This is a genomic window from Pseudomonas salomonii (assembly GCF_900107155.1).
Lineage (GTDB): Bacteria > Pseudomonadota > Gammaproteobacteria > Pseudomonadales > Pseudomonadaceae > Aquipseudomonas > Aquipseudomonas salomonii.
The window spans coordinates 1-15,362 of the sequence record NZ_FNOX01000014.1 but is presented as its reverse complement, the minus strand read 5'-3'; the positions used below and the strand labels follow the sequence as shown (position 1 = coordinate 15,362).

The 15,362-nt window shown below is 64.4% G+C and carries 2 protein-coding genes; both read left to right on the top strand.

The window, feature by feature from the left end; all coding sequences use genetic code 11:
• Nucleotides 1-258 precede the first annotated feature (258 nt).
• On the top strand, nucleotides 259-9,918 hold the full coding sequence (locus tag BLV67_RS26880) for a non-ribosomal peptide synthetase (RefSeq protein ID WP_069787457.1): 9,660 nt from the start codon (nucleotides 259-261) through the stop codon (nucleotides 9,916-9,918).
• On the top strand, nucleotides 9,915-15,362 hold a 5,448-nt coding region (locus tag BLV67_RS26875; protein ID WP_167365894.1), incomplete at its 3' end, for a non-ribosomal peptide synthetase. The genes BLV67_RS26880 and BLV67_RS26875, both read left to right, overlap by 4 nt.

The window sequence follows — 15,362 nt, the reverse complement described above, 5'->3', positions numbered from 1 at the left end:
GGGTGGGCGGCTGTTTTTATCGGAATTAAACTGTCGGGTGCGGGACTTTAATTAATTTTAAGTCTGACCTTTTCCACACTTCCTGATCTTGTTCGCCTCAACTTCCCTCGCTGCTGCGCTGTGACCCAGGCGGCACTGACAAAACTCTGAGAAGGCATTTATGAAACGTTTTTCTGCAGTGGCCCTGGGCGACTTTGTCGCGAAAAAAATCCCGTCATGCAACCTTGCCTTAATCGGTTTTGTCGCGCAGGTGACCGCATGAATTCGTCCCTGCAGCCACCGCAGACCTTCCCCCTGACCGCCGCGCAGAAAGCGATCTGGCTGGACCAGATCAGCCAGGGTGATTCGCCGCTGTACAACATCGGCACCTACCTTGAACTTAACGGTCCGGTGAGCCCGGAGCGGATGCACCGTGCTGTCGAAGTACTGGTGGCCAAGCATGATACCTTGCGCCTCACGCTGCTGGACGCTACCGATGCCGATGGCGTCCCCCTGCAATGCATTGCGCCTGCCGTGCCGACGGCGGTGCCGCTGTTTGATGTGTCTGAACAGGCCGATCCTGTCGGCGCTGCGTTGGCATTGATGGAGGAGCACATGGGCCGGGCGTTTTCCCTGACCCAGGCGCCGCTGTTTCGCTTTTTCCTGATCAAGCTGGGCGAGGCGCATTACTACTTCGCCAACCAGGCCCATCACCTGATTCTCGACGGCTGGGCCTTCGGCGAAATGCTGCAATCGCTGGGCGACATCTACAGCGACCTGGTTGAAGGTCGGCAGCCCGAAATGGAGACCAGCTCCTACGTCGACTTCATCCATGACGACGCGCGCTACCGCGAGTCGGCCCGTTATGAAAAGGACCGCGAATACTGGCAGCACAAGTACCAAACGCTGCCCGAGCCCCTGTTTGCCCCGCGTCACCAGGACCAGCACGCCAACGGCAAGGCCCCTGGCCGGCATTACATTCGGCCGTTCCCGGTGGTGTTGCACGATCGCATGGGCGAACTGGCGAAAGCCTGCCAAGCCTCGACGTTTCATGTGCTGCTGGCGGCGATGTATGTCTACTTCACCCGCGTGACCCAGCGCGATGAGTGGGTGGTGGGCCTGCCGTTGCTCAACCGCTCGGCCAAGTTCAAGTCCACCCTGGGCATGTTCACCCAGGTCAGCGCCGTGCGCTTCAGCCTCGGTCGCGAGCTGACCTTCAGCGCCCTGGTCGGTGCCGTACGCGATGCGCTCAAGCAGGACTACCGCCATCAGCGTTTCCCGCTGAGCGGCATGAACCTGCGCGCCGAAGCGGGTTCACTGTTCGACCTGACGCTGTCCTACGAACAGGACGATCATCTGTACCAGTTTGCCGAGCAGCGTGGCCACACGGTCAAAGTCACCAACAACCACGAGCAGATGCCCCTGGCGTTTCACCTGCGGGCGAGCAACCACAAGGACAAGGCGTGGGCGCACTACGTCTATAACGAAGCGTATTTCGACGCCGATGAAATCGAGGCCCTGGCCGAGCGCTTTACCTATGTGCTGGAGCAAGCGCTGGAGAACGCCGCGCGTACGGTGAGTGAGTTCTCGTTGATCACCGAGACGGACCACGCGCTGATGCAGCACTGGAATGCGGGCGCGGGCACGTACCCCAGCCATGAGACGATTCATGCGCTGTTTGAGGCCCAGGCGGCTTCGCGCCCCGATGCGACGGCACTCATGTTCGAAGGTTTGCGCCTGAGCTACGGCGACCTGAACCGGCGCGCCAACCAGGTTGCGCATCGCCTGTTGAGCCTGGGCGTGCGCCCGGATGATCGCGTGGCGATCTGCGTCGAACGTGGCCTGGAAATGATCGTTGGTTTACTGGGCATCCTTAAGGCCGGGGCCGGTTATGTACCGATTGACCCGGCCTATCCGCAGGAACGCATCAGCTACACCCTGCAAGACAGCGCACCGGTGGCGGTGCTGGTGCAGCAGGCGACCCACGCCCTGGTGGCCGAGTTGTCGGTGCCGGTGATCGACCTGGATTCGGCGGGCTTGCAAGTCGAGTCAGTGATGAACCCACAGGTGCCCGGCCTGACCTCGGCGAGCCTGGCGTACGTGATCTACACCTCTGGCTCCACCGGCCAGCCCAAGGGCGTGATGATTGAGCATCGCAACGTGGCGCGCTTGTTCAGCGCCACTGAGGCCTGGTTCGATTTCAATGATCAGGACGTGTGGGCGCTGTTCCACTCGTTTGCCTTCGACTTCTCCGTGTGGGAAATCTGGGGTGCGCTGATCCATGGCGGGCAGTTGCTGATAGTGCCGCAGCTCACCAGCCGTGCGCCGGACGCCTGTTATGCGCTGCTGTGCAGCGCCGGCGTCACCGTCCTCAACCAGACGCCGAGTGCCTTTCGTTCGTTGATCGCGGCCCAGGGCCAGAGCGAGCTCAAGCACTCCCTGCGTCAGGTGATCTTCGGTGGCGAAGCCTTGGAGCCGGGCATTCTGAAACCCTGGTATGCGCGCATGGCCAACGCTGGCACGCAACTGGTGAACATGTACGGCATCACCGAAACCACCGTGCACGTGACCTATCGCGCGCTGGCCGCCGCAGACGCCTGCCGGGTCGGTACCAGCCTGATTGGCGGGCGGATTCCGGACCTGCGCGTGTACATCCTCGATGCCCAGGGCCAGCCCGTCCCGCACGGCGTGGAAGGTGAGTTGTATGTGGGCGGGGCAGGGGTGGCTCGCGGTTACCTGAACCGGCCTGAATTGAATGCCGAGCGTTTCCTCAACGACCCGTTCGATGGCACTGCGGGCGCGCGCATGTACCGCACCGGTGACCTTGGCCGCTGGCTGGCAGACGGCAGCATCGACTACCTGGGGCGCAATGACGACCAGGTGAAGATCCGGGGTTTCCGCATCGAACTGGGTGAGATCGAAGCGCGCCTGGCTGCCTGTGACGGCGTGCGCGAGGCGGTGGTGATTGCCCGCGAAGACGCACCCGGTGACAAGCGCCTGGTGGCCTACCTCATTGCCTGCGAGGGTGCCGAACCTTCGGCTGGCGAGTTACGCACGCAGTTGTTGGCGTCGCTGGCCGACTATATGGTGCCCAGCGCGTTCGTGGTGCTGGAGCGCTTGCCGCTGACCACCAACGGCAAGCTGGATCGCAAGGCTTTGCCGGCGCCCGATACCGAGGCCTATGCGCGGCGCGAGTACGCAGCGCCGCAGGGTGAGCTGGAAACCACCCTGGCACGCCTCTGGAGTGAACTGCTGGGTGTCGAGCGGGTAGGGCGCCACGACCAGTTCTTTGAACTCGGCGGTCATTCGCTGTTGGCGGTCAAGCTGATCGAGCGCATGCGCCAGGTCGGCCTGAACGCGGATGTGGGCGTACTGTTCGGTCAGCCGACCCTGGTGGCGTTGGCCGCCGCCGCCGGCAGCCGACATCAGGTGCACGTGCCTGCCAATGCGATCCCGGCCGGTTGCACGCGGATTACTCCGGCCATGCTGCCCCTGGCGCAGTTGCCACAGGAACAGCTCGACCGCGTCGTCGCCGGCATCCCCGGCGGTGTCGCCAACGTACAGGACATCTACGCGCTGGTGCCGTTGCAGGAAGGCATCCTGTTCCATCACCAGACCAGCACCGAAGGCGATCCCTACCTGCTACAGGTGGTGTTGCGCATGCACAGTCGCGAGCACGTGCAGGGCTTTGCCGACGCCCTGCAGCAGGTCATCGACCGCCACGATATCTTGCGCACCTCAATGGCTTGGCAGGGGCTGGACGAACCTGTGCAAGTGGTCTGGCGCGAAGCAAGGCTACCGGTGCAGCACATGCAGTTCGACCCGGCACTGGGTGATGTTGCCGCGCAACTCTGCACACGCTTGGACCCGCGTCACACGCGCATGGACCTGACACGCGCACCGCTGATGGCCCTGCATTTTGCCGAAGACCAGCCGGGCGCAGGCTGGGTGGCAGTGCTGCAGTTCCATCACCTGATCGATGACGCCACCTCACTGGCGCTGTTGGGCCAGGAAATCGAGGCGCTGGCGCAAGGTCGTGGTGATCAGCTGGCGCCATCGGTGCCGTACCGCAACTACGTGGCACAGACGCGCTTGGGCATCAGCCAGGCCGCTCACGAGACGTTCTTCCGCGAGATGCTCGGCGATGTTGACGAGCCGAGTTTGCCGTTTGGCCTGCAGGATGTGCAGGGTGACGGGCTGGGTGTCACGCAAGCCAGCCTGCCCGTGGCGCCACTGCTCGGTCAGCGCCTGCGTGCCCAGGCCCGACGCCTGGGGGTGAGCAATGCCAGCCTGTATCACTTGGCCTGGGGCCAGGTGGTCGGGCATCTGGCCGCGCGTCGCGACGTGGTGTTCGGCACCGTGCTGATGGGCCGCCTGAGCAGTGGCGAGGACGCTGACCGTGCCTTCGGCATGTTCATCAATACCTTGCCGCTGCGGGTGGAAGCGGGCGACCAAGGCGTCGAAAACGCACTGAAGACCACCCATGCACGGTTGGCCGCCTTGCTCGGCCATGAACATGCGCCGCTGTCTTTGGCCCAACGTTGCAGCGGTGTGGCAGCGCCCACACCGTTGTTCAGCGCATTGCTCAACTATCGCCATGCCGCGGTCGGTGCACAATCGGCGCAGGACGCCGGCAAGGCGCTGACCTGGGCCGGGGTGGAAATGACCGGTGGCGAAGAGCGCACCAACTTCCCGCTGATGTTGTCGGTGGACGACCTCGGTGACGCATTTGGCCTGAGCGTGCAGGCCGTGGCCGGTGTCGATCCGCAGCGCGTCTGCGGCTACATGCACCGTGTGCTGGAAGCCATTGCCGAAGCTTTGGAGCACCAGCCGGAACAACCTCTGCAGCACCTCGCGATCCTGCCGGATGCCGAGCGCCAGGAAGTGCTCGCCCACTTCAACGCCTTCGCGGTCGACTACCCGGCCACCGCGACGGTGCACGCGCTCTTCGAAGCGCAGGCGCAGCGTCAGCCTGACGCGGTTGCCGTCACCTATGAAGGCCAATCCCTGAGCTATGGCGAGTTGAACACCCTGGCCAACCGGATTGCCCACCGCCTGATTGCCGATGGCATTGGTGCCAATGACCGTGTGGCCATCTGCGCCGAACGCAGCGTGGAAATGGTCGCCGGCCTGTTGGCGATACTCAAGGCTGGCGCCGGCTACGTGCCCCTGGACCCGGCTTATCCGGATGAGCGCCTGGCGTACATGCTGCAAGACAGCGCGCCCAAGGCCCTGCTGACCCAGCAGCGCCTGGTGCAGCGCTTCAGCCTGTCCGCCGTGTCGATCTTGCTGCTCGATGCCGCCAACGTTGGCGATGGTTACCCTGCACACAACCCGCACGTGAGTGATCTGGGCGCCGAAGCCCTGGCCTACGTGATCTACACCTCCGGTTCCACCGGCCAGCCCAAGGGCGTCGCCATGCCCCATGGGCCGCTGGTTAACCTGATGCACTGGCAGATTGCGCAAACCCTGGCCGATGGCCGCCCGGCCCAACGCACCTTGCAGTTCGCCGCACTGGGCTTTGACGTGGCCTTCCAGGAAGTCTTCAGCACCCTGTGCGCCGGTGGTGAACTGTCGTTGATTCCGGGCGACCTGCGGCTCAATTTCCGCGAACTGTTCCGGCATATCTGCGAACGCGGCGTGCAGCGTCTGTTCCTGCCGTGCATCGCCCTGCAAGCCTTGGCCGAAGCCGTGGCCCAGACGCCTGAGCTCTGGCGTTTGCCCTGCGCGCTGAGCGATGTGATCACCGCGGGTGAGCAACTGCGTATCAGCGAACCGATGCGTGAGCTGTTCCAACGCCTGCCTGACTGCCGCCTGCACAACCACTATGGGCCGACCGAATCCCACGTCACCACCGCCTTGACCCTGGACGGCGATGCGGCGTCCTGGCCGGTGTTGCCATCGATTGGCGTGCCTGTGGCCAACACGCGTATCTACCTGCTCGACGAACACCTGCAGCCGGTGCCGTTGGGTGTCGCCGGTGAGATCTACATTGGCGGCGCCTGCGTGGCCCGTGGCTATTTGCACCGCGATGACCTGACCGCCGAACGCTTCCTGGCCGATCCGTTTGTACCTCAGGGCCGCCTGTATAAAACCGGTGACCTGGGCCGCTACCAACGCAACGGCGAGATCGATTACCTGGGCCGCAACGATGGCCAGATCAAGATCCGCGGCTTTCGCGTGGAGCTGGGCGAAATCGAAGCGCGCCTGGCTCAGCACCCGGGTATACGCGATGCGGCGGTGCTGGTGCGCGAGGACAGCCCTGGCGACAAGCGCCTGGTGGCCTATTTCACCGCTCACGCCGAAGCGGCGCCCAGCGGGGCCGACGAACTGCGCGCGCATTTGCAAGCGCTGCTGCCCGACTACATGATCCCGGCGGCCTATGTGCAACTGAGCGCGCTGCCGCTGTCGCCCAACGGCAAACTCGAGCGCCGCGCATTGCCGGTGCCGGATGTCGAGGCCTTTGCCAGCCGTGAATACGAAGCACCGCACAATGCCATCGAAACCACCCTGGCCGAGTTGTGGAGCCAGGTGTTGGGCGTGGCCAGGGTAGGGCGCCAGGACAACTTCTTCGAACTGGGCGGTCACTCGCTGCTGGCGGTCAAGCTGATCGAGCGTATGCGTCAATTGGGCCTGAGCGCCGATGTACGCGTGCTGTTCGGCCAGCCGACTCTGGCGGCCCTGGCCGCAGCCGTGGGCGGTGGCAGTGAAGTCCAGGTGCCGGCCAACCGTATCCCGGCTGACTGCGCGCACATTCGTGCCGACATGCTCAGCCTGATCGACCTCAGCCAGGAGACTCTCGACCGCATCGTCGCACGGGTGCCGGGCGGCGCGCGCAATGTGCAGGACATCTACCCGCTGGCGCCGTTGCAGCAAGGCATTTTGTATCACCACATCACCAGCGAGCAGGGTGACCCCTACTTGTTGCAGGCCACGTTCAGTCTGGAAACCCGCGCGCAACTCGACAGCTTCGCCCAGGCCCTGCAAGCGGTGATTGATCGCCATGACATCACCCGCACGGCGATCCTCTGGGACGACCTCGAACAGCCGGTGCAGGTCGTGCTGCGCCGCGCCGAACTGCCCCGCGAAGCCCTGCAGTTCGACCCCGCCCAGGGCAGTATGCTGGAGCAGTTGCACGCACGCTTCGATCCGCGCCAGGCGCGCCTGGTGTTGAGCAAGGCGCCGCTGCTGCACCTGGCGTATGTGCACGATGAAGCCAACCAGCGCTGGCTGGCAATGTTGCTGTTCCACCACATTGCCATGGACCACACCGCACTCGATGTGATCAGCGAAGAAGTGCTCGCCTACCGCAGCGGTGGTTTCGCGCAATTGGACGCGGCGATGCCGTACCGCAATTACGTGGCGCAGGCGTTGTTGGGCGTCAGCCAGGCTGATCACGAACAGTTCTTCCGCGAGATGCTCAGTGACATCGATGAGCCGACCCTGCCGTTTGGCTTGCAGCAAGTGCAAGGCGATGGGCTGTCGGCCGAGGAGGCCAAGCTCCAACTGGATGCGCCGCTGTGTCGGCGCCTGCGGGCGCAGGCGCGCCATCTGGGCGTCAGTGCTGCGAGCCTGCACCACCTGGCTTGGGCGCGGGTGCTGGCCAGCGTCAGTGGGCGTGATGAGGTGGTGTTCGGCACCGTGTTGCTCGGCCGCATGCAAAGTGGCGATGGCGCCGACCGTGCCCTGGGCATGTTCATCAATACCTTGCCGCTGCGAGTCAGCGTGGGCGAACAAGGCGTGCGGGCCGGGGTACGCGCCGTGCACGCCCGGCTCTCCGCGCTGCTGGGCCACGAGCATGCACCGCTGGTGGTCGCCCAGCGGTGCAGCGCCGTGCCGGCGGCGTCGCCGTTGTTCAGTTCAATCCTCAACTACCGTCACAGCCCGTTGCAGGACAGTCAAGGGCCGCAGTATTGGTCCGGTGCCCAAGTGCTGGAGGTGCGCGAGCGCACCAACTATCCGTGCATGCTGTCGGTGGACGACCAAGGCGAAGGCTTTCTGCTCAGCGTGCAAACCTGCGGCGTGGATGCCCAGCGTGTGGCGGCCTATATGCAGACCGCCTTGCAACACTTGGTGGAGGCGCTGGAGACCGCGCCGCACACCGCCGTTGAGCAACTCTCGGTGCTGCCGGCGGCGGAGCGTGAAACCCTGCTGGAGCACTTCAACGACACCGTCAAGCATCACCCGCTGCAGCAGACAATTCACGGCCTGTTCGAAGCTCAGGTGCAACGCACACCGGACGCCGTTGCGTTGCTGGCGGATGCCCAGCGCCTGACCTACCGCGAGCTGAACGAGCGCGCCAATCGCCTGGCCCATCATCTGCGCGAGCAGGGTGTGGTGCTGGAGTCGCGTGTGGGCATCTGCGTCGAGCGCAGCGCCGAGATGGTCATCGGACTGCTGGCGATCCTCAAGGCCGGTGGCGGTTACGTGCCGCTCGACCCCGCTTACCCGCTGGACCGCCTGGCCTACATGCTGGAAGACAGCGCGCCGGCCGTGGTCCTGGTCCAGGGCGCCACCCGCGCCTTGCTGGGTGACATCGACGTGCCGGTGATTGACCTGGAACGCGTCACCTGGCAACACCAGCCTGCCGGCAACCCGTTGATTGCCGAGCTGACCCCGCAACACCAGGCCTACGTGATCTACACCTCCGGCTCCACCGGCAAGCCCAAGGGCGTCATCAACGAGCACAGTCCGGTGGTCAACCGCTTGCTGTGCATGCAGGACACCTATCGCCTGGACAGCTCGGATGCCCTGCTGCAGAAAACCCCTTTCAGCTTTGACGTGTCGGTGTGGGAGTTCTTCTGGCCGCTGTTCACCGGTGCGCGCCTGGTGATGGCCCGTCCGGGCGGGCACAAGGACCCGGCGTATCTGTGTGAGGTGATCGAGGCCGAACAGATCACCACGGTGCACTTCGTGCCGTCGATGCTCGATGTATTTCTGGCCCATGGCGACGTCAGCCAGGCGGCCAGGTTGGTGCGGGTCATGTGCAGCGGCGAAGCGTTGCCAGGCCACCTGGTGCGGCGCTTCAAGGCGCAATTGCCGGGCAGTGCGTTGTTCAATCACTACGGCCCGACCGAAGCCGCAGTGGAAGTCACGGCCTGGGATTGCAACGGCGCCGTCACGCCGGACAACACCCCGATCGGCAAGCCCATAGGCAACGTGCGCATGTACGTGCTCGACGCGCACTTGCAGCCGGTGCCCCTGGGGGTCAGCGGTGAACTGTTCATTGGCGGCGTGCAGGTCGCCCGTGGCTACCTGAACCGCCCCGAGCTGAACGCCGAACGTTTCCTCAAGGACCCGCACAGCGCCGGACGGATCTACCGCACCGGTGACGTTGCGCGTTATTTGCCGGACGGCAACATTGAGTACCTGGGCCGCAATGATGACCAAGTGAAGATCCGCGGTGTGCGCATCGAACTGGGCGAAATCCAGGCACGCCTGGGCCAATTCCCGGGCATCCAGGAGGCCACGGTGCTGGCCCGCGAGGATGTGCCGGGCGACAAGCGTCTGGTGGCCTATTACACCGGCGTGCCGGCCGCCACCGAGGCCTTGCGTGCGCATTTATTGGAGCAATTGCCGGAGTTCATGGTGCCACAGGTGTTCGTGCACCTCGACGCGCTGCCGCTGAGCCCCAACGGCAAGCTCGACCGCAAGGCCCTGGCGGCGCCGGACATGGGCGCGCTACGCAGCCATGCCTACGAAGCGCCCGAGGGCGAAATCGAAACTACCCTGGCGCGGCTCTGGACGGAGTTGTTGAACGTCGAGCGCGTCGGTCGCCATGACAACTTCCTTGAACTGGGCGGGCATTCATTGCTGGCGGTCAGCCTGATCGGACGCTTACGCCAGGAAGGCATCGAAGCCAACGTCAAGGCGCTGTTCGAACACTCCACGCTGTGGGAGTACGCCGCAATTACGGAAAGAATGGAGATGGTCCTGTGAGTGTTATCGAACTGTTGGCGACACTGAAAGAAAAGGACGTGCAGTTGTCCGTCAAAGGCGACCAACTGGTGTTGCAGGGCAACAAGCTGGCCTTGAGCGAGCCGGGCGTGCTGGCTTCGCTGCGTGAACACAAGGCTGCGCTGATCGCCTTGATCAAGGCCGGCGACTACTCGGCGCAGCGCGCCGGGCAGGTCGACGTGCCGGCCAATGCCATTGCTATCGATTGCACCCATATTCGCCCGGCGATGCTGCCTCTGGTGAACCTGAGCCAGGCGAGCATCGACCATATCGTCGCCCAGGTTCCCGGCGGCGTGGCCAATGTGCAGGACATCTACCCGCTGGCGGCACTGCAGGAAGGGATCTTCTATCACCACGTGACGGCGCGCCAAGGTGACCTTTACCTGATGCGCTCACAGTTTGCGATCACCACGCGGCCACGCCTGGAGGCGTTTGCCCAGGCTTTGCAGCAGGTGATCAATCGTCACGATATCCTGCGCACCAGTATTGTCTGGGAGGGCCTGGATGAGCCGGTGCAAGTGGTCTGGCGCCAGGCGCAACTGGTGATCGACGAGGTGGCGCTCGACCCGGCCGACGGGCCGGTTACCGAGCAGTTGTACCAGCGCTTCGACGCCCGCGCCATGCACATGCACTTGGGCCGCGCGCCGCTGCTGCGCGTGGTTTTCAGCGAAGACCCGAGCAACCAGCGCTGGGTGGCGATGCTGTTGTTCCATCACATCGCCATTGACCACGTGGCCATGCAGGTGGTGTACGAGGAGATCCACGCTTGTCTGTACGGCCGTGCCGAGCAACTCGGCGCGCCGGTGCCCTACCGCAACTATGTGGCCCAGGCACGCCTGGGCACGACGGTGCAAGAGCACGAAGGGTTCTTTCGCGACATGCTCGGCGACCTGGATGAGCCGACCCTGCCGTTCGGCCATCAGGATGTCCAGGGCGATGCGCACGTGCATGAGCTGGCTCACGTGTTGGACGCGGACTTGAGCCGACGCCTGCGGGCCCAGGCCCGGCAACAGGTGGTCAGCGTCGCCAGCCTGCATCATTTGGCCTGGGCACAGGTGCTGGGGCGGATCAGCGGGCGCGATGATGTGGTGTTCGGCACCGTGCTGATGGGGCGCATGGGCGGCAGTGAAGGCAGTGAGCGCGGGCTGGGTCTGTTTATCAATACGTTGCCGCTGCGGCTGGACGTCGGGGCGCTGGACGTACAGGCCGCGACCAAGGCTGCCCATGCGCGCTTGACGCGCCTGCTGGGGCACGAGCACGCACCGTTGGCGCTGGCCCAGCGCTGCAGTCGCGTGGCCGCGCCTACACCGTTGTTCAGCGCCTTGATCAACTACCGCCAGAGCCTGGCGCCGACGGCGAACGTGGCGCAATGGGACGGTATCGAGTTGCTCGGCGGCGAGGGGCGCAGCAACTATCCCCTGGTGCTGTCGGTGGATGACGTCGGTGAAGACTTCAACCTGACGCTGCAAGGTGTGGCCAGCATGCCGTTACCGCGCATCCTCGGCTATTTGCTCACCGCGTTGCACACGCTGGTTGACGCCTTGGAACAGGGCCATGCCACATCCATGCAGGCGTTGCCGATCGTGCCCGACGATGAGCGTGCCCGCCAGGTGACGGGTTTCAATCGCAGCGCCAGGAATTACCCGCGCGGCCAGACCATTCACGCCTTGATCGAGGCCCGCGCGTTGGCGCTGCCCCACGCGTCGGCGGTGTGCCAGGGCGAGCAGCGACTGAGTTACCAGCACCTTAACGCGCGGGCCAACCAACTGGCCCATCACTTGATCAACCTGGGTGTCGGCCCTGATGACCGCGTCGCCATCTGTGCTCGACGCAGCGTCGACACCCTGGTGGGCCTGGTGGCGATCCTCAAGGCTGGCGCCGCCTATGTGCCGGTGGACCCGGCACACCCACTGGAACGTATTGCCTATCTGTTGCAGGACAGCGCCCCCGTGGCGGTGCTGGTGCAGTCGGCCACCGCCGCGTGCGTCGCCGGGCTTTCGGTACCGATCATCGACCTTGACGCCCCGGCGTGGCTTGCCGCCTGCGCCGACAACCCCCAGGTGCCCGGCCTGACCCCGGCGCACTTGGCTTATGTGATCTACACCTCCGGCTCCACCGGCCAACCCAAAGGCGTGATGGTCGAACACCAGACCCTGGAAAACCTGGTGAACTGGCATTGCGATGCGTTTGACCTGCACGTCGGCAGCCATACCTCCAGTGTCGCCGGCTTCGGTTTTGACGCGATGGCCTGGGAGGTGTGGCCGGCCTTGTGCGCCGGCGCGACCCTGCACCTGCCTCCCGCCCATCACGCCCAGGAAGACCTTGATGCGCTGCTGCAATGGTGGCTGGATCAGCCGCTGGACGTCAGCTTCTTGCCGACCCCGGTGGCCGAGTACGCTTTCAGCCAGTCACTGGAACACCCAACCCTCAAGACCCTGCTGATCGGCGGCGATCGTTTGCGCCAGTTCAATACGCCACGGCGCTTCAAGCTGATCAACAACTACGGTCCGACCGAAGCGACGGTGGTCGCGACCTCTGGCCTGATCGAAGCCGGCAAGACCCTGCACATCGGCAAACCGGTGGCCAACGCCCAGGTCTACGTGCTGGATGCGCAACTGCAACTGCTGCCCCAAGGGGTGGCCGGTGAGCTGTATGTGGCCGGTGCCGGGGTGGCACGCGGGTACCTGAATCGCGTGCAAATGACTGCCGAACGCTTCCTCAAAGACCCGTTCAGCCGCGACCCGCAGGCACGCATGTACCGCACCGGCGACCTGGTACGCTGGTGCGAGGACGGCACCCTGGAGTACCTGGGGCGTAATGACGACCAGGTGAAAATCCGCGGCGTGCGCATTGAACTGGGTGAAATCGAAAGCCGACTGGCTGAGCAGGCGCAGATCCGCGAAGCGGTCGTATTGGCGCGCGACGGTCGGCTGGTGGCGTATTTCACTGAATACGCCACTCAACCATCACCCGTGGACATCGAAACCCTGCGCAGCGCGTTGCAGGCACAGTTGCCGGAGTACATGGTGCCGAGCGCTTATGTGCGCCTGGACAGCCTGCCGCTGACCGCGAACGGCAAGCTTGACCGCAAGGCCCTGCCGGAGCCGGGTCTGGAGTCGATGCTCAATCGGGGTTATGCCGCACCTGAGGGTGAGGTGGAGACCACCCTCGCGCAGATTTGGGCGCAGGTGCTCAAGGTCGAGCAAGTAGGGCGCCATGACCATTTCTTCGAGCTGGGCGGGCATTCGCTGTTGGCCGTCAACCTGGTGGAGCGCATGCGTCAGGCCGGCCTCAATGCCGACGTACGCGTGCTGTTCAGCCAACCCACCCTGGCAGCGCTCGCGGCGGCAGTGGGCAGTGGCCACGAAGTGCAGGTGCCGGCCAACCTGCTGGTACCGGGCCTGCGCCACATCACCCCGGACCTGTTGCCGCTGGCGCAGCTCAGCCAGGCCAACATCGACTTGATCGTTGCAGCCGTGCCCGGTGGCGTGGCCAACGTGCAAGACATCTACCCCCTGGCACCCTTGCAGGAAGGCATTCTCTACCTGCACTTGTCGGCTGCGCACCGTGATCCCTACCTGCTCAAATCGCTGTTCGTCTTCGATGACCTCGCGCGCTTGCAGGCGTTTTGCCAAGCATTGCAACAGGTCATCGAGCGCCATGACATCCTGCGTACGGCCGTACTCTGGGAGGGCCTCGAGCAGCCGATGCAGGTGGTGTTGCGTCACGCCCAGCTGGCAGTTGAGGCGTTCAAGCCAACCCTTGCCGACGTGCCGGTCGTCGAGCAGTTGCGCGCGGATGTGCAGCGCCGTTATACCCGCCTCGATTTGAACCAGGCGCCGCTGATGCGCGTGGTCTACGCCGACGACCCGGCGAACGCAAAAGTCGTCGCGTTCTTTCTGTTCCACCACCTGGTGCTTGATCACACCGCCGTGGAGGTGGTGCAGCATGAGATGCAAGCCTATCTGCTCGGGCACGCCGACCGCCTGGGAGCGGCGGTGCCGTATCGCAACTATGTGGCCCAGGCGCGCCTGGGGGTCAGTGAGCAGGAACACGAGGCGTTTTTTTGCGCGATGTTGGCGGACATCGACGAGCCGACCCTGCCGTTTGGCCTGCACACTGTCGAGGGGGACGGGGAGGCCATTGAAGAAGCCAGCCTGACCCTCGACGCGACGGTGAGTCAGCGCTTGCGCACGCGTGCGCGGCAACTGGGCGTCAGCCCGGCCAGCGTGTTCCACCTGGCCTGGGCGCGGGTATTGAGCGTGGTCGCGCAGAACGACCGCGTGGTGTTCGGTACAGTGATGATGGGCCGCCTGCAGGGCGGTGACGGCGCCGACCGGGCACTGGGCATGTTTATCAATACACTGCCGTTGCGCGTCGATATTGACGCGCAAGCGGTGCAAGCGGCGGTCAAGGCCACCCACGCCAGCCTCAGTGGCTTGCTTGGCCATGAGCATGCCTCATTGGCCCTGGCGCAGCGCTGCAGCAGTGTCGCGCACTCCACGCCGTTATTCAGTGCCTTGCTCAACTACCGGCACAGCGCCGAGCCATCAGCGGCCGCGCTGGCCGAATACCAACATGCCTGGCGTGGCATAGAGGTGATTGACGTGCATGAGCGCACCAATTACCCGTTGAGTGTCAGCGTCAATGACCTGGGCGAGCAGTTCAGCCTGAGTGCATTGGCAGTGGCCGAGATCGGTGCAGAGAAAATCTGTGGTTACTTCAATACGGTCATCGAGCGCTTGGTCGACGCCCTGGAACACTCGCCGTTCGCGCCACTGAACCGCATTTCCATGCTGCCTGGGGCCGAGCGTGAGCAAGTGCTACAGGGGTTCAATGCCACTGCCAGGGACTACCCGCGCACGCAGACCCTGCATGCGCGTTTCGAAGAGCATGCTGCTGCGCAGCCGCTGGCACTGGCAGCGGTGCAGGGCGAGCAGTCATTGAACTATGCGCAGTTGAACCGGCGTGCCAACCAACTGGCCCACCATTTGCTCGGCCTGGGTGTGGCACCCGGCGAGCGTGTGGCGATCCTGTTGGAGCGCTCGCTGGACCTGCTGGTGAGCCAGTTGGCCATCAGCAAGTGCGCCGCGGTGTATGTGCCGCTGGACATCAACGCGCCGCTGGACCGTCAGGGCTTTATGGTTGCGGACAGCGGTTCACAGTGGCTGCTCACGTTGGCGTCGATCGAGGTGCCCGAGGGCGCCCGTCGTCTGGACCTGGACCGCCTCGATTTCACTGACACCCCCGACTGCAACCCGGCGCTGGAGCAATCGGCCGAGACGGCGGTGTACATCATGTACACCTCCGGCTCCACCGGCATGCCAAAGGGCGTATTGGTGCCGCACCGGGCAATTACGCGCTTGGTGATCAACAACGGTTACGCCGATTTCAATCAGCACGACCGTGTGGCCTTTGCCTCCAAC

Bases quoted from the DNA above. Each gene is read 5' to 3' on its own strand.
- BLV67_RS26880 (WP_069787457.1), top strand. From the start codon at position 259: ATGAATTCGTCCCTGCAGCCACCGCAGACCTTCCCCCTGACCGCCGCG.